We start from the raw sequence: 15,348 nt of genomic DNA on the forward strand, positions 1-15,348 counted from the left end.
CTTTCCGTCGTTGCGGAAAGCCTCCACAATCAGGCACGTCGCAGGAGCATGTGAATGAACAGCCGGATATTATCCCTTATCGCCAGGCGGCTGGTCGTCATGCTGACGACGCTGCTTATCGTGTCGTTTATCGTCTTTTCCGCCACCAGCCTGCTGCCCGGCGACACGGCGACGATCCTTCTCGGTCAGGCGGCGACGCCGGAGGCCGTGGCCGGCCTGCGCACCGCCATGCATCTCGACGATCCGGCCCTCCTGCGTTTCGTCCGCTGGCTTCTCGGCCTGCTGCAGGGCGAACTCGGCACGTCCTACGCCAACAACATGGCGATTGCCGATCTTATCGGCCCGCGCTTCGTCAACTCCATGAAGCTTGCCGGCATTACCACAATCATCGCCGTGCCGCTGGCGCTGACCCTCGGCATCAGCTCCGCCATGCTGCGCGGCACGCTTTATGACCGGGCCGTCACCGTGCTGACCATCGGCGTCATCTCGGTGCCGGAATTCATGATCGCCACACTCGCCGTGCTGCTTTTCGCCGTCTATCTGAAATGGCTTCCGGCGCTGTCGCTGGTCAGCGAAGTTCACACGCTTTTCGATGTGCTGCGGGTCTATGCCATGCCGGTCATCACGCTGACCTTCGTCGTTTCCGCACAGATGATCCGCATGAGCCGCGCCGCCGTCATCGAGACGCTGGATACGCCCTATGTGGAAATGGCGCTTTTAAAGGGCGCGCCGCGCATGCGCATCGTGCTTCGCCATGCGCTTCCCAATGCGCTCGCCCCCATCGTCAATGCGGTGGCGCTGTCGCTTTCCTATCTCGTCGGCGGCGTCATCATCGTCGAGACGATCTTCAATTATCCCGGCATCGCCAAGCTGATGGTCGATGGCGTCGCAACCCGCGACCTGCCGCTGATCCAGAGCTGCGCGATGATCTTCTGCGTCGGTTATCTCCTCCTCATCACGACGGCGGATATCATCGCCATCATGTCCAATCCGAGGCTGCGCTGATGGCCGACAATATCAAAACAACTTCGGGGACCTCGCGTTTGGGTTACAAGATCAACGCAGTCGGCGTTTTCGGCTTTCTCGTCATTTTTTTCTGGGCCATGGTCGCAATCTTCGCGCCCTATCTCATTCCGCATCCGGTCGGTGAGATCGTCGATCTCGATTATTTCGGGCCGATGACCTCCGATCTCTGGCTCGGTTCCGATTATCTCGGCCGTGACGTGTTCTCCCGCATTCTCATGGGCGCGCGTTTCACGGTCGGTATATCGCTCGCCGCCGTCACCATCGCCTGCACCTCCGGCGTCGTGCTTGGCATGTGCGCCGCCGTCATCGGCGGCTGGTTCGATGCGGCGCTCAGCCGGTTTCTCGATGCGGTAAATTCCATTCCGAGCAAGCTTTTCGGCCTCGTGGTCGTCGCCGCCGTCGGCTCTTCCATTCCGGTGCTGATCATCACGCTCTCGGTCATCTATACACCGGGCGCCTATCGTTTCGCCCGGGCGCTCGCCGTCAACGTCAACACCATGGATTTCGTCACCGTCGCCCGGGTGCGCGGCGAAAGCCTGCTCTACCTGATCGGTTCCGAAATCCTGCCGAACATCGTCCGGCCCGTACTGGCCGATCTTGGCGTGCGCTTCGTGTTCATCGTGCTGCTTCTGTCGGGCCTTTCCTTCCTCGGCCTCGGCCTGCAGCCGCCGAATGCGGATTGGGGCGCGCTGGTGCGTGAAAACATCGGCGGCCTGCCGTTTGCAGCCCCTGCCGTCATCTTCCCGTCGCTGGCCATTGCCAGCCTGACGATCAGCGTCAACCTGCTGATCGACAATCTGCCGCAGAAAATCCGCGACAGGAGCGAATAATGAGCAATCTCGTTGAAATCCGTGGACTGAAAGTCGAGGCCACCACCGATTCCGGCCGCCGTATCGACATCATCAAGGGCGTGGACATCGACATCGCCGATGGCGAGATCGTCGCGCTGATCGGCGAGAGCGGTTCCGGCAAGACCACCATCGCGCTGACCCTGATGGGCTATGCCCGGCCGGGCTGCCGCATTTCCGGCGGCAGCGTCAAGGTGGCGGGCCAAGACATGGTGCAGCTTTCCGAAGTCGAACGCGCCAAAATCCGCGGCACGAAAGTGGCCTATGTGCCGCAAAGCGCCGCCGCCGCCTTCAACCCGGCGCAAAAGATCATCGACCAGGTCATCGAAGTCACCCGCATCCACCATCTGATGCCGCCGCAGGAAGCACGCACGCGGGCGGTGGAACTTTTCAAGGCGCTGTCGCTGCCCAACCCCGAGACCATCGGCGAGCGTTACCCGCATCAGGTGTCCGGCGGCCAGCTTCAGCGCCTCTCCGCCGCAATGGCGCTGATCGGCAATCCAAAGCTGGTGATCTTCGATGAGCCCACCACCGCGCTCGACGTCACGACCCAGATCGAGGTTCTGCGCGCCTTCAAATCGGCAATGCGCAAGAACGGCATCGGCGGCGTTTATGTTTCGCACGATCTCGCCGTCGTCGCCCAGATCGCCGACCGGATCGTTGTGCTGAAAGGCGGCGAGGTTCAGGAAACAGGTACGACCACGGATATCCTCGAAAATGCCCAGCATCCCTACACGAAGGAACTGCTGACGGCGTTTCATGACAAGGCGCGTGTCATCACACCCGCCAGACAGGAGCAGGCAACGCCGCTGCTGGACATCGAAAAGCTGATCGCCGGTTACGGAACAAAGGGCGAAGACAAGATGCCGCTGGTGCGTGCGGTGGATAACGTCAGCCTTTCGGTCCATCCCGGTCGTAATCTCGGCATTATCGGCGAATCCGGTTGCGGAAAATCGACGCTGGCGCGCGCCATCGCCGGCATTCTGCCGGCGGCCGGCGGCCATGTCATCTTTGAAGGCCGGGAACTGGATACGGATGCACGGCGTCGAACCGGCGACCAGCTGCGCCGGATGCAGATCGTGTTCCAATATGCCGATACCGCACTCAACCCCTCGAAACCGATCGAGGATATTCTCGGCCGGCCGCTGACCTTCTATCACGGCATGAAAGGCAAGGCGCGCGACGCCCGGATCGATGAGCTTCTCGATATGGTGAAGTTGCCGCGCTCGGTGCGTCACCGCCACCCTTCCGGCCTTTCCGGCGGGCAGAAACAACGCGTCAATTTTGCCCGCGCACTTGCCGCCGAACCCTCGCTTATCATCTGCGATGAAATCACCTCAGCGCTCGATACCGTGGTGGCGGCCGCGATCATCGATCTTCTCGGAGAACTGCAGCGGGAGCTGAACCTCTCCTACATCTTCATCAGCCACGATCTTTCGGTGGTGGAGACCATCTGCGACGAGATCGTCGTGATGTATGGCGGGCAGAAGGTGGAGCATCTGGAAACCGAAGCGATCAAATCGCCATCCCACCCCTATTCGAAACTGCTGTTTTCCTCGGTGCCGAAACTCGACCCGACATGGCTCGACAATCTCCAGCAGGATGCGGAGCTGGTGCGGGCGTTTTCGAAAAGGTGAGCTGGACGAATGCCAAACAGGTATTAGAACCTCTCCTCCGTCATGCCGGGCTTGATCCGGCATTCAGCCACGACGCGTCTGCGTCGTGAAATAAGTCTCATGCAATCAAAGACTTGATCGCGCTGGACCCCGGATCAAGTCCGGGGTGACGGAGGGTGAATGCAACGCCTTCCCAAATCCATCGGTCTGCGGATGCCTGAGGCGCTCCCTCCACCTCACAGCGGAAACAGGCTGGTCAGCGGCATATGCGATTTGATGATCGGCGATTTCAGCACCACGAAGCTGAAATATTTGTCGATGCCCACATCCATATCGGTCAGTCGTTCCATGATCGACTGATATTCGACGATGCCAGAGGTGACGAATTTCAGCAGGTAATCGTAACCGCCCGAAACAAGGTGGCATTCCACCACCTGGTCGATCTTTTCGACAACGCCGAGGAAGCGAGCGAAATCGATCTGGCGATGGTTCTTCAGCGTGATTTCCGTAAACACCGTCAGCGTCTGGCCGAGCTTGTTGATGTTGATCTGCGCCGAATAACCCTCGATATAACCTTCCGCCTGCAGCTTCTTCACCCGCATCAGGCAGGGGCTTGGCGACAGATTGACAAGCTCCGCCAGCTCGACATTGGTGATGCGACCGTTTTTCTGCAATTCGTAGAGGATCTTGATATCGATCCGGTCAAGTTTCATCACGTGCGGAACCCCTTTTTTGTTTTTTGAACACGCGGCATAAAATTCTGGCGCGGCAAAGGAAATCTTACCACATGGGCGAGCCCTGTCGACGTGGGGATATTTTTTTGATGCAGCATAAAGAGTTGCAGAGGCCTCGCCCAACAGCAGGAGATTCCGGCAAGAGGCCCAGTCTGGCAGCGTTTACACGCCGGCCGAGGTAAATTAGGACGAATATAAGGAGTCCGACCATGCCCGCCCCGCTGCAACAGATCACGACATCGCCGGAACTGCCGAAATCCGCAGACGCCGTCATTATCGGCGGCGGCATCGTCGGTGTCTTCGCCGCCTATTATCTCGCCCGGCGCGGCCTGAAGGTGGCGCTGGTCGAAAAGGGGCTGATCGGAGCCGAGCAATCCAGCCGCAACTGGGGCTGGTGCCGCCAGCAGAACCGCGACGCCCGCGAATTGCCGATTTCCACGAAGAGCCTGGCGCTCTGGGAAGAGTTTGGCGCAGAGAGCGGCGAAGACACGGGTTTTCGCCGCTGCGGGCTGTTTTACCTGAGCGACAATGAGGCCGAACTTGCCGGCTGGGCGCGCTGGCGCGATTTTGCCATTACCGCAGGCGTAACGACCCATATGCTGAGCGCCGATGAAGCGAGCGAACGCGGCCGATCCACGGGAAAGCGCTGGAAGGGCGGCGTATTTTCGCCGACGGACGGCACGGCCGATCCTTCCATGGCGGCGCCCGCCGTGGCGCGCGCCATCATCAAGCTGGGCGGCACGGTGCATCAGAATTGCGCCGCACGCGGGCTTGAGACGGAAGGTGGCCGGGTCAGCGCCGTCGTCACCGAAAAAGGCACGATCCGCACCAAAACCGCCATCATGTCCGGCGGGGCCTGGGCGTCGTCCTTTTGCCGGCAGCTCGGCATTCGTTTCCCGCAGGCCTCCGTCCGCTCTTCCATCCTCTCCGTCACACCGGGTGCGGAAGGGCTGCCGGATGCGCTGCACACCGCCGCCGTCTCGGCAACGAAGAGAAAAGACGGCGGTTACACACTTGCCATCAGCGGGCTGGGGCGCATTGACCCGACGGCACAGCAGATGCGGTTTGCCCGTGAATTCATCCCGATGTTCCTCAAGCGCTGGCGAAGCCTGCGGCCAGGCGGGCTGGAAGGCATTCGCGGCGGCCACGAGACGCTGAAACGCTGGCGGCTCGATGCGCCGACACCGATGGAACGGGTTCGTATTCTCGATCCGAAACCCAATGCCGCCGCCATCCGCGAAACACATAGAAGGGCGCTGGAGCTTCTGCCAGCCCTCGGCAAAACCCGGATTTCCGCCGCCTGGGCCGGTTTCATCGACAGCACGCCCGATGGTGTGCCCGCAATCGGCGAAACCAGCGAATTGCCCGGCTTCATTCTCGCCGCCGGCTTCAGCGGCCACGGTTTCGGCATAGGGCCGGGCGCCGGCCATCTGATCGCCGATATCGTGACGGGCTCGAACCCGATCGTCGATGCCGCACCCTATCACCCCAGCCGTTTCCTGAATTCGTCCTGGGGCAAGGTCGCGGATTTCTGATCCTCGCTTAATGGGATGCGACAGGCTGACCACGACGAAAACGGCCGATGTGAAAATCCGCAATCGGCGTCGTGGTCTTTCCGGTCGCTATCAGCTCCGCCATCACGTCGCCGACACCCGGGCCGATCTGGAAACCGTGGCCGCTGAAGCCAAAGGCATAATAAAGGCCGGAGGTTGCGGCACTGTCTCCCATGACCGGCAGATCATCGGCCATATAGCCTTCCACGCCGGACCAGGTACGGATCAGCCGGGTATGGCGCAAGGCGGGTGCCAGCCGCAAAAGCTGACGCAGCTGGGCATCGAGCCCGGCGGGATCGTATTTCGCCCGGCGTTCATCTAGCGCGGCGGCGCATCGTTTCACCCCACCGAAAATGACGTTTCCGCGCGGGATTTGCCGCATATAGATCACTTCGCCGGGAATTTTGGTGGAAACGCCAACGACCGGGTGAATGAACCATGGCAAGGGTTCCGTCACGCCCATTTGCGGGCCGGCAACCTCCAGCGGCACCGCCTCGCCCAAAGCACCGGCAAATCCGCCGCCCCATGCGCCGCTGGCGACCAGCACCACGGGCGCGCGATAATCCCCTTCCGCCGTCGTCACCCGGAAATCCTCACCCGCCTTTTCGATGGCCAGAACCTCGCAATTTTCCACGATTGTTGCACCGTCCCGCCGCGCCGCACGGGCGAAGGCGGGCGCGACGAGGCGCGGATTGGCGTGACCATCATGCGGCGACCATGATCCGGCAACCGCTTCCGGTCCGATGAAGGGAAATTTCTGCCGGATGACCTCGCGCGGGAGGATATGCAATTCCAGACCATATTGCGCGGCATCGTCGCGGTATTTCTCAACCGTGGCGATCTGTTCTTCCGTCCAGAGAAACCGGATATGGCCGACGGGCATGAATTCCACATCCGCACCGGTCAGTTGCGGGATGCGGCTCCAGATATCCCGCGATCTGTTGGCGAGCGGAAGCTGCCCGAGGTAACGGCCCTGACGGCGCACATTGCCGAAATTGGTGCCGCTCGCCTGTTGACTCACAAGGAAACGCTCCAGCAGAATGACGCTGACGCCGCGTTGCCGCAGGAAAAACGCCGTGGCGGTTCCGACAATGCCGCCGCCGACAATAATGACATCCGCCTCCGCAAGCGCGTTACGCATCATCGTCTCCCCTCACAATCGCCAGCGGCAGCGGTTTTACCGGCGCCTGCCCGCGCAGCCGTCCCGCCGATTCCACCGGCAGACCAGAGGCGGCGGCGACAATCTCCTGTCCCGCCTGCCCGCAAAACCGCCCCTGGCACCGGCCCATGCCGGCCCGCGAGAAGGCTTTCGAGCGATTGACTTCCGTTGCGCCCTTGCCGGTCACGCTTGCGCGCAGCTCTCCCGCCGTCACTACCTCGCAGCGGCAGATGATCGTGTCGTCGGCAAGTGTCTGCGCCAACTGGTGCGGCCAGGGGAAGGCCCGGGCCATTCCCTGCGCAAAGCGCCTCGCAGCTCTCAATTGCTTCCGGCAGCGGCCGATCTCCGCGCGGGATGGCTTCAAGCCTTGATCCTCAAGGAGCGCGAAGGCGGCAAGCCGGCCGGAGGCTTCCGCACCGTCTGCACCGAGAATACGCACGCCATCGCCCGCCAGATAGACATTCGGCACCGAACTGCGCCCCATATCGTCCACATCCGGCAACCATTGCCGGATCGACGGATGAAAGGAGAAGCGACAACCGGCAAGATCGGCAAGCTGGCTTTCCGCCCGCAGATGATAACCCATACCGACCGCATCGCAGGCGAAGCGTTTTTCCTCACCGGACGCATCCCGGTAGCGGATACCGGTCACACCGCTCTCGGCGTCACCGATAATCTCTAACGGCACGATACCCCGCTCGATCCTTACCCCGCCGGCCAACAGCGCCCCAACGAGCCGCATGCCCTTGAGGAGCTGCGTTGGCCGCGCGATCATCCCCGGCAAACCCTTGATCTGCGTGGAAAACGGCGTGGTATCCAGCACCGCCACGGGCGCCGCGCCTGCCTTCATATATTGATAAGCCACCAGATAAAGCAGCGGCCCGGTGCCCATGAAAACCACACGACGCCCTATCGCACAGGCCTGCGCCTTCAAGGATATCTGCGCCGCGCCAAGCGAAAAACATCCCGGTCTCGTCCAACCCGGCAAAGGCATGATGCGGTCGGTCGCACCCGATGCGATGATAAGGGCATCGAAATCCAGAGCTTCGGATGTCTCCCCCCGCTGAATATGAATGCGATTGTCGCAGATTGCCCATGCCAGGGTATGCGGCCGGTAATCGATATGGTCCGAAAGCCCGTCGAATGTCTCGTGCAAAGCTTTCGCCTTGTCCGCTTCAGTGCCATAAAGGGCCATATAGGAACGCCGGAAATTCTGCGGCTGGCGGCGATAGATCTGGCCGCCGCTGCGATCTCCCTCATCGATGACGACGGGGCGGAGCCCCGCCCGCACCAACACCTCGGCGGCACGCGTACCGGCGGGGCCGGCACCCACCATCACGACGCGCAAATCGGCCATAACCCCTCCGGAACCTCGGTTCTGATATTCATGCCCGGGAGTACGGCGGTGGAACAGGCGCGCAGCCGCTCGCCTTCGCCCGTCCACACCCAGCAGTCCTGACAGGCGCCCATCAGACAGAACCCCGCCCGCTTGCCATCGGCGAACTCGGACAAACGGGCAAAGCCGCGCGACAGCATCAGCGCCGTCAGCACTGTGTCTCCCTCCAGCACCTCGACCGGCATGCCGTCGATCAGGACAGGGCAAGCCGCGCGTCGCTCTTCGGCGATGCGCCTGAATCTGGCCAGCATTCGCGTTTCCTTTCCCGAAACCTTCGCAGGCACCTCTCCTGCACCCTCACAGATTTCCACGGCAGAAGGTTTGTCGCCAATCGCGAATGGTCGCTTGAACAGAACCTTGGGTTATGGAAGAGATGAGACTGGAGGTTTCCATGAACGCCCGACAGCTTGAAATTTTCCGCGCCATCATGCGCGACGGCTCCGTGACGGCGGCCGCCAATTCGCTTGCCGTTTCCCAGCCCGGCGTCAGCAAGGTGCTGCACCATCTGGAAAGCCAGCTGGGTTACAAGCTGTTCGAGCGCATCGGCGGGCGGTTGGTGCCGACGATGGAAGCGCATCTGATCTATGAGGATGCCGACCGGGTTTTTCGCGAACTTGAAGTTCTGAAAAAGCTGACGCGCACCATCGGCGAGCGCAAGCTCGGCCTTCTGCGCATCGGCGCCAGCCTGCCGGTCACCTATTCCGTGCTGCCCGAGGCGCTGCTTGCCTTCCGGCAGGCGCATCCGACCGTCAAAATCCACCTCAACGCCCTGCCCAAAAAAGAGATTGCCGAACAATTGCTGCTGGGCGACATCGATTTTGCAGTAACGCTGTCCACCATTCAGGCGCCGACGGTGCGTAGCGAAATTCTCGCCTCCGTACCGGTCGTGGCAGTGATGCGGCATGATGATGCTCTCGCCGAAATGATGACGGTGACGCCTCGCGACCTCGCCGGCAGGCCGCTGATTTCCTATGGCAACCATGCGGACGAGATCGGCCCGCAGCTTAATGAAGCCTTCGAACGCGACGGGCTTGTGCGTGACGTTTCGGTGCAGGTCACCTCATCGGTCGGTGCCGTGCCGCTGGTACGCGGCGGCATCGGCATCGCCCTTGTCGACGGTCTGGTGCGCTGGAACAGTTTCGAGGGGGTGACGGTGCGCCCGTTCATGCCTGAAGTAACGATGAATGTCGCCGTTTCCACCAACACGGCCCGGCCGCTCTCGCGTTTCTTCAAACCCTTCGTCGGTGAATTGCGAAAGCTCTTTCGCGCCCTTCCCGCGCAGAATTGACGGACAAAACAATACCCGCAAGGCCTGAGCCTGCGGGTATTGCAGTCCGCCGCATGTGTTCGAACGATCAGCTTTTCGGCAGGCCGGGCGGGTTGGTGCGCGATTCCGGCAGGGCTTCTTCCGATAGCTGCCAGCGATCCAGAATCTTCGCGTAAGCGCCGCTCTTGATCAGGTCGTTGGTGGCAAGCGTCAGCGCATCGGCCAGTCCCGATCCCTTGCGGGTGGTGATGGCGACATCGGAACGCTCCGGCCAGCCGGCGGAAAGGGTCCCGACACGCTTGATGGTCTTGTCGCGCGCGGCGATGAAGACCAGCTGCGCATGCGGCTGGACGATCACATCCGCCCGGCCCGCCGAAAGCGCCACAAGCCGGGTGGCTTCATCATCGTAATATTGCAGCTCGATCGGCTTCAATCCGGCGGCGACGTTTTCGTCACTCCATTTCAGCAGAATGCGCTCCTGATTGGTGCCGGCGCCGACGATTATCCTCAGGCCCGCCGCATCCTTCGGCTCGCGGATGGCGGTTATGCCGCTGTCCGCCTTGACGAAAAATCCGTGCAGGCCCTGACGATAGGTGGAGAAATCGAACTTCTCCTTGCGCTGCTCGGTAACGCCCACATTCGAAATCACCGCATCGTATTTGCCGGAGGCAAGCCCCAGCGGCCAGTCCGCCCAGGCGACCGCCACCAGTTCCAGCTCCAAGCCGAGGCTGTCAGCCACCGCAAGCGCATAATCGGGATCTGCACCGACCACCGTTTTTGCATCCGTCGCATAGGTCGCGAGCGGCGGTCCGCCGGGTGCGACCGCGACGATGAGTTTGCCCGGCGAAACGAATTTGAAATCCTTGGGAACAGCGGCAATCGCGCCGGGGTCTTTTTCAACCCGGATGCGGCCGGGCTGATCCGGCGACAGGTCGAAGACATCGGTTGCGAAAGCCGACCCAAGACCGACGATGGAGAGAACGACGCCGAGCGTGGCCGTGGCGAGACGAGAGGTGAAGGTCATTGTGGTTTCCCGATAGAATAATTGCGGGACGGAGGTAGCGCGGACGGGAGGATGCCCGCGCTACCGGCTGAGTGATGTCCCACCTTCAACTCAGCTTTTTGGCAACTCAGCTTTTGGAAAATCTGGCCTCAGCTCTTGGGCAGGCCGGGCGGATTGGTGCGGGATTCGGTGATGGCTTCCGAGCCGAGGTTCCAGCGGGCGAGAACCTTGCCGTAATTGCCGTTCTTGATCTGGGCGTTCAGCGCGGCGGTGATGGCCGCGGCTATGCCTGCGTCCTTTTTCGAAGCGACGGCGATCTCGGCCGCTTCCGGCCAGCCGCCGGAGAAGGTGCCGACAAGCTTCGTCTTCTTCTGGCTTGCCGCCTGGAAGGCAGAGGTCGCGTTGGGGCCGAGATAGGCATCCGCACGGCCGGATTGCAGGGCGACGTCAAGCACGGCCTGATCGTCATAATATTGCACCTCGGTATCCGCCAGCCCCTTCGCCTTGTTGTCCTTGATCCATTTCAGCAGGATCTGCTCCTGATTGGTGGCGGCCCCGACGATGACCTTCAGCCCTGCGACATCCTCCGGTTTGCCGATTGATGTGACCTTGCTGTTATTGCCGACGTAGAAGCCGAGCAGATCGTTGCGGTAACTGGAAAAATCGAACTTTTCCTTGCGGGCTTCCGTTACCGTGATGTTGGAAGTAACGGCGTCATATTTGCCGGATGCAAGACCGAGCGGCCAGTCCGCCCAGGCGATGGGCACAAGCTGCAGCTCAAGGCCAAGGCTGTCGGCGACCAGCTGGGCGATGTCCGGCTCCACGCCGATCGGCGTTTTCGTGTCGCTCGCATAATCCACCAGCGGCAGCCGGAAGGGAACGGTCGCGACCGTCAGCTTTCCATCTGCAATGAACTTGTGGCCGGCGGGCAGAAGCTTGATTGCCTCTTCCACCTTTTCGACGCGCACCCGCCCCTTCTGCTCAGGCGACAGGTCGACCTCCTGCGCATGCGCGGCCGGGATGAGCGCAGCGGTGGCGGTGAAAAGACCGCCGGCAAGCAGGGACAATAATTTCGATGAAAATGCCATGTGAGTGTTTCCTTTGTTATGATTAGAGAACTTTTGCGAGAAATTCGGCCGTGCGCGGATGGTCCGGCTTGTTGAACACCTTCTCCGGCGTGCCCGTTTCGAGAATGCGGCCCTGTTCCATGAAGACGACCCTGTCGGAGACCTCACGGGCAAAGCCGATTTCGTGGGTGACGATGATGAGCGTGACGCCGGAGCGGGCCAGCTCCTTGATGACGTCCAACACCTCATTGACCAGCTCCGGGTCGAGCGCGGATGTCGGCTCGTCGAAGAGCAGCACCTTCGGCCGCAGCGCTAAGGCCCGGGCAATCGCCACACGCTGCTGCTGCCCGCCGGAAAGCTGGCGGGGGTAAGCACCGGCCTTCTCGGCCAGACCGACACGGGCCAGAAGATCGCGCGCTTCGGCTTCCGCCTGCTCTTTCGAAATGCCTCGAACGGCAATAGGCGCTTCGATGATGTTTTCAAGCGCGGTCAGATGCGGGAACAGATTGAAGCTCTGGAACACCATGCCCACTTCGACGCGGCGCTTCAGAATGTCCTTTTCCTTCAGCTCATAAAGCGTGTCGCCTTTCTGGCGATAACCGACCAGCTCGCCGTCGATGGCGATGAAGCCGTCGTCGACACGCTCCAGATGATTGATGGAGCGCAGCAATGTGGACTTGCCGGAGCCGGACTGGCCGAGAATGGTGGTGACGCTGCCTGCCGGAATGGAGAGCGTGACATCGTCCAGCACCTTCAGTGTTCCGAAGGACTTGGAAACGCCGTGGATATTGACCGAACCGCCACGATTGCCGAGCTGGAAACTTTCCGTCCTGGCAGCGGCCGGTCGTTCAGGCCTTTCAATGGCGGGCGCTGGCGTTTCCACCGCTTCCGGCAAAGGCTTGCGCGGCAGGAAGGTGCGATAGAGCGTGGCAAACAGTGAGGGCGGTGGATTGCGCAGCGCACCGCGCGAGAAGTGCCGCTCGATGTGATGCTGAACGATCGAAAGCGCAGTCAGGATCACCAGATACCATACGGTGGCGACCATCAGCAGCGGGATCACTTCCAGATTGCGGCGATAGATGATCTGGATCGTATAGAACAGCTCCGGCAGCGCGAGGATATAGACCTGCGACGTGCCCTTTGCGAGGCCGATAATATCGTTGAAAGCGGTGGGCAGGATCGAGCGCATCGCCTGCGGCAGAACGATGCGGGACGCCTGCCGCCTGCGCGGAAGTCCGAGCGCGGCGGCAGCTTCAAGCTGACCCTGATCGACTGAAAGGATTCCGCCGCGAACGATTTCGGAGGCGAAGGCGGCCTGATTGAGCGTCAGCCCCAAAACGGCCGCTGCAAAGGGCGTCATCAGCTGTGTCGTATTCCAGCTGAAGAAATTGATGCCGGTATAGGGCACGCCGATTGTCACGGTTTCATAGAGATAGCCGAGATTATTGAGGATCAGTAAAAGCACGATCAGCGGAATGGAGCGAAAAATCCAGATATAGGTCCAGGAGACGGCGACCAGCAGCGGCGAACGGGAAACGCGGGCAAGGGCCAGCAGGGTTCCGAACACAAAACCAAACAACGCACCGAGCGCGGTCAGGAGTAGCGTCCGACCGAGACCGACCAGCACCGGTTCGGCGAAGAACCATTCGGCAAACACATCCCAGCCCCAGCGCGGGTTGCCGAAAACGGAATGCACGACGGCGGCAATGATGAGGACGGAGAAAACCGTGCCCACCGTCCGCAGCGGGTAGCGGGCCGGAACGATGCGGAAATGGGAGTAACCGCCCGTGATCGGTTCACTCTTCTTGTCGCTCACGGCGACATGCGGAAAATCAGAGGCTATCGTCATCGGAAAAAGCCTTTCACGGATGAGCGGAAGAGGGTTGCGGCCGGACAGCCGCTATCGGCGCTCCACCCGGAACCGAGGCGGGTGCGGGTTCGGACAGCCATTTTTCGAAGGGCAACGACCGGATCGTCTCGGGATCGGCCGCGGTATCGAATAAAGCGCGATAACCATTGGTGAGATAAAGACCGACCGCTTCCGGCTGACGGAAGCCGGTGGTCAGATAAACGCGGGCATAACCCTGCCGGATCGCCTGCTGCTCCAGTTCCCGCAGCACGATTTTCGCAAGCCCTTGCCGGCGGTGGGCGGAATGGGTCCAGACCCGCTTGAATTCCGCCGTTTCGTCGTCGTAGCGCATGAAGGCACCGCCGGCGATCGCTTTCCCGTCACGCAGGAGCAGCAGGAAATTGCCCGATGGCGGGCTGAAGGCTTCCGGCGGATATTTGTTGAGCTCCGCCTTGGCCCCTTCCGCATTGAAGAACGTGCCGTAACGGCTGTCATATTCGAACAGCAACTCCTCCAGAAGCGGGGTTGCGAGCGGATCCTTGACCGATGTGTAGAAAAAACTGTCGCTCATGTCCTTGTCCTAATTTTCGCGTCAGGAGAGATAGGCTTCCGCCAGCCGCACCCAGAGGCGTGCTGCCGGCGCGATGATCGCGTCATTGAAATCGTAATGAGGACTGTGCAGCGGCGCGCTGTCGCCATTGCCGACGAAGAGATAGGAGCCGGGCCGCTCCTGCAGCATGAAGGCGAAATCCTCGCTCGCCGTGCGCGGCTGGAACGTTTCGGCGATCTGCCCGGCGGCGAAATGCCGTTTGGCAACATCGCGGGCGAAGACCGTCTGAGGGGTGTGATTGATGACCGGCGGGAAACCACGGGAATAGGCGACCTCGGCCTTCGCGCCGAAGCTCTCGGCCTGCGCTTTGGCGAGCGCCGGAAGCCGCTCTTCCAGCCTCTCACGCACGGCAGGCGAAAAAGCCCGGGCGGTGATCTGAAGCTCGACGCTTTCGGGAATGACGTTGGAGGCGGTTCCTCCGTGGATGGAACCGACCGTCAGCACCGCCATCTCGCGCGGATCGACATTGCGCGAAACGATGCTCTGCAGGGCGGTGACGAAGCTTGCCGAGGCGAGAACCGGATCGACCGTCTCATGCGGCGCGGCGCCATGCCCGCCCTTGCCGACAATCCGCACCTTCGCCTTGTCGACGGAGGCCATGGCAGGGCCTTCGACGAAGCCGAACTGCCCGGTGTCGACACCCGGCCAATTGTGCAGCCCGAAGACGGCATCGACCGGAAACCGCTCGAAAAGCCGGTCCTTTATCATCGCCCTTGCCCCAGCGCCGATCTCCTCGGCCGGCTGGAAGATCAGCGTCAGCGTGCCGGAAAAACTAGATGTTTCGGCAAGATACCGGGCGGCGGCAAGCAGGATCGTCGTATGGCCATCGTGACCGCAGGCATGCATGACGCCCTGCGTCTGGCTGGCATAAGCAAGGCCGGTTTCCTCGATAATCGGCAGGGCGTCGATATCGGCGCGAATGCCGACGCGCTTGTCGCCATGACCGCGTTTCAACGTGGCGACAACGCCGTGGCCGCCGACACCTTCCGTCACCTCATATCCGAACGACAAGAGATAGCGGGCAATGAGCGCCGCCGTGCGTTTTTCCTTGAGGGAAAGCTCGGGATGCCGGTGGAGATCATGCCGGATGGCGATGCTCTCATCGATGAAGGCAAGGATTCCCCGTTCGGCGTCGTCCTGCGGACGCGCGCCGTCAATGCGGATATTCATGGTTCTGTCTCCTGCGCGGCTCGCTACGCGCCGCGTCTTGAAATCTGCAC

At 61.4% G+C, this 15,348-nt stretch carries 14 protein-coding genes; 5 read left to right on the forward strand and 9 right to left on the reverse strand.

The genetic code is table 11. The annotated features are described in order from the left end of the window. The first annotated feature begins 54 nt into the window (after positions 1-54). From ACQZ5K_RS05510 to ACQZ5K_RS05520, 3 genes are read left to right on the forward strand one after another with little or no spacing between them, the layout of a single operon-like run. On the forward strand, positions 55-1,005 hold the full coding sequence (locus ACQZ5K_RS05510) for an ABC transporter permease (protein ID WP_448739818.1): 951 nt from the start codon (positions 55-57) through the stop codon (positions 1,003-1,005). Beyond that, complete coding sequence (locus tag ACQZ5K_RS05515) at positions 1,005-1,856, forward strand: ABC transporter permease (protein ID WP_338809506.1); 852 nt, start codon at positions 1,005-1,007, stop codon at positions 1,854-1,856. The genes ACQZ5K_RS05510 and ACQZ5K_RS05515 overlap by 1 nt, the downstream gene beginning before the upstream one ends. Next, the gene (locus ACQZ5K_RS05520) at positions 1,856-3,511 is read left to right on the forward strand and encodes an ABC transporter ATP-binding protein (protein WP_448739819.1); all 1,656 of its coding nucleotides are present in this window, start codon (positions 1,856-1,858) and stop codon (positions 3,509-3,511) included. Before ACQZ5K_RS05515 ends, ACQZ5K_RS05520 begins: the two co-directional genes overlap by 1 nt. 215 nt (positions 3,512-3,726) lie before the next feature. Here the strand turns inward: ACQZ5K_RS05520 and ACQZ5K_RS05525 are convergent, their stop codons facing one another. Next, entirely contained in the window at positions 3,727-4,203 is a 477-nt protein-coding gene (locus tag ACQZ5K_RS05525) for an Lrp/AsnC family transcriptional regulator (protein ID WP_003506856.1), read from the reverse strand. Between the two features lie 230 nt (positions 4,204-4,433). On the opposite strand from ACQZ5K_RS05525, the gene ACQZ5K_RS05530 reads away from it, so the two are divergent. Next, complete coding sequence (locus ACQZ5K_RS05530) at positions 4,434-5,759, forward strand: NAD(P)/FAD-dependent oxidoreductase (protein WP_448739820.1); 1,326 nt, start codon at positions 4,434-4,436, stop codon at positions 5,757-5,759. 7 nt (positions 5,760-5,766) lie between these two features. Here the strand turns inward: ACQZ5K_RS05530 and ACQZ5K_RS05535 are convergent, their stop codons facing one another. Genes ACQZ5K_RS05535 through ACQZ5K_RS05545 form a run of 3 tightly spaced genes read right to left on the reverse strand, consistent with a single transcriptional unit; the run spans position 5,767 to position 8,583 of the window. Further along, on the reverse strand, positions 5,767-6,918 hold the full coding sequence (locus ACQZ5K_RS05535) for an NAD(P)/FAD-dependent oxidoreductase (RefSeq protein WP_448739821.1): 1,152 nt from the start codon (positions 6,916-6,918) through the stop codon (positions 5,767-5,769). Further along, positions 6,911-8,293 (reverse strand): FAD-dependent oxidoreductase, encoded by a 1,383-nt coding sequence (locus ACQZ5K_RS05540; protein WP_448739822.1) that lies wholly within the window; start codon positions 8,291-8,293, stop codon positions 6,911-6,913. The genes ACQZ5K_RS05535 and ACQZ5K_RS05540 overlap by 8 nt, the downstream gene beginning before the upstream one ends. Further along, positions 8,272-8,583 (reverse strand): (2Fe-2S)-binding protein, encoded by a 312-nt coding sequence (locus ACQZ5K_RS05545; protein WP_448739823.1) that lies wholly within the window; start codon positions 8,581-8,583, stop codon positions 8,272-8,274. The genes ACQZ5K_RS05540 and ACQZ5K_RS05545 overlap by 22 nt, the downstream gene beginning before the upstream one ends. A 113-nt stretch (positions 8,584-8,696) precedes the next feature. Here ACQZ5K_RS05545 and ACQZ5K_RS05550 point away from each other — a divergent pair, with 113 nt between their 5' ends. After that, on the forward strand, positions 8,697-9,620 hold the full coding sequence (locus ACQZ5K_RS05550; protein ID WP_127755732.1) for a LysR substrate-binding domain-containing protein: 924 nt from the start codon (positions 8,697-8,699) through the stop codon (positions 9,618-9,620). Positions 9,621-9,687: 67 nt separating this feature from the next. Here the strand turns inward: ACQZ5K_RS05550 and ACQZ5K_RS05555 are convergent, their stop codons facing one another. The 5 genes from ACQZ5K_RS05555 to ACQZ5K_RS05575 all read right to left on the reverse strand — a co-directional run bounded on the left by ACQZ5K_RS05555 (position 9,688) and on the right by ACQZ5K_RS05575 (position 15,298). Then, complete coding sequence (locus ACQZ5K_RS05555) at positions 9,688-10,623, reverse strand: ABC transporter substrate-binding protein (protein WP_448739824.1); 936 nt, start codon at positions 10,621-10,623, stop codon at positions 9,688-9,690. 128 nt (positions 10,624-10,751) lie between these two features. Then, a complete protein-coding gene (locus ACQZ5K_RS05560; protein ID WP_448739825.1) occupies positions 10,752-11,690 on the reverse strand; it encodes an ABC transporter substrate-binding protein in 939 nt (312 codons plus the stop codon). Positions 11,691-11,712: 22 nt separating this feature from the next. Further along, positions 11,713-13,518: an amino acid ABC transporter permease/ATP-binding protein gene (locus ACQZ5K_RS05565; RefSeq protein ID WP_448739826.1), complete on the reverse strand. Its 1,806-nt coding sequence runs from the start codon at positions 13,516-13,518 to the stop codon at positions 11,713-11,715. Between the two features lie 13 nt (positions 13,519-13,531). After that, on the reverse strand, positions 13,532-14,089 hold the full coding sequence (locus tag ACQZ5K_RS05570) for a GNAT family N-acetyltransferase (protein WP_135397162.1): 558 nt from the start codon (positions 14,087-14,089) through the stop codon (positions 13,532-13,534). 21 nt (positions 14,090-14,110) lie between these two features. Beyond that, on the reverse strand, positions 14,111-15,298 hold the full coding sequence (locus ACQZ5K_RS05575) for a M20 aminoacylase family protein (protein ID WP_448739827.1): 1,188 nt from the start codon (positions 15,296-15,298) through the stop codon (positions 14,111-14,113). Positions 15,299-15,348: the final 50 nt, after the last annotated feature.

It is taken from the genome of Agrobacterium sp. 22-226-1, assembly GCF_053522345.1.

Bases quoted from the DNA above. Each gene is read 5' to 3' on its own strand.
- ACQZ5K_RS05540 (WP_448739822.1), bottom strand. From the start codon at position 8,293: ATGGCCGATTTGCGCGTCGTGATGGTGGGTGCCGGCCCCGCCGGTACG.
- ACQZ5K_RS05550 (WP_127755732.1), top strand. From the start codon at position 8,697: ATGGAAGAGATGAGACTGGAGGTTTCCATGAACGCCCGACAGCTTGAA.
- ACQZ5K_RS05510 (WP_448739818.1), top strand. From the start codon at position 55: ATGAACAGCCGGATATTATCCCTTATCGCCAGGCGGCTGGTCGTCATG.
- ACQZ5K_RS05555 (WP_448739824.1), bottom strand. From the start codon at position 10,623: ATGACCTTCACCTCTCGTCTCGCCACGGCCACGCTCGGCGTCGTTCTC.
- ACQZ5K_RS05530 (WP_448739820.1), top strand. From the start codon at position 4,434: ATGCCCGCCCCGCTGCAACAGATCACGACATCGCCGGAACTGCCGAAA.
- ACQZ5K_RS05560 (WP_448739825.1), bottom strand. From the start codon at position 11,690: ATGGCATTTTCATCGAAATTATTGTCCCTGCTTGCCGGCGGTCTTTTC.
- ACQZ5K_RS05520 (WP_448739819.1), top strand. From the start codon at position 1,856: ATGAGCAATCTCGTTGAAATCCGTGGACTGAAAGTCGAGGCCACCACC.
- ACQZ5K_RS05565 (WP_448739826.1), bottom strand. From the start codon at position 13,518: ATGACGATAGCCTCTGATTTTCCGCATGTCGCCGTGAGCGACAAGAAG.
- ACQZ5K_RS05535 (WP_448739821.1), bottom strand. From the start codon at position 6,918: ATGCGTAACGCGCTTGCGGAGGCGGATGTCATTATTGTCGGCGGCGGC.
- ACQZ5K_RS05575 (WP_448739827.1), bottom strand. From the start codon at position 15,298: ATGAATATCCGCATTGACGGCGCGCGTCCGCAGGACGACGCCGAACGG.
- ACQZ5K_RS05525 (WP_003506856.1), bottom strand. From the start codon at position 4,203: ATGAAACTTGACCGGATCGATATCAAGATCCTCTACGAATTGCAGAAA.
- ACQZ5K_RS05570 (WP_135397162.1), bottom strand. From the start codon at position 14,089: ATGAGCGACAGTTTTTTCTACACATCGGTCAAGGATCCGCTCGCAACC.
- ACQZ5K_RS05515 (WP_338809506.1), top strand. From the start codon at position 1,005: ATGGCCGACAATATCAAAACAACTTCGGGGACCTCGCGTTTGGGTTAC.
- ACQZ5K_RS05545 (WP_448739823.1), bottom strand. From the start codon at position 8,583: ATGCTGGCCAGATTCAGGCGCATCGCCGAAGAGCGACGCGCGGCTTGC.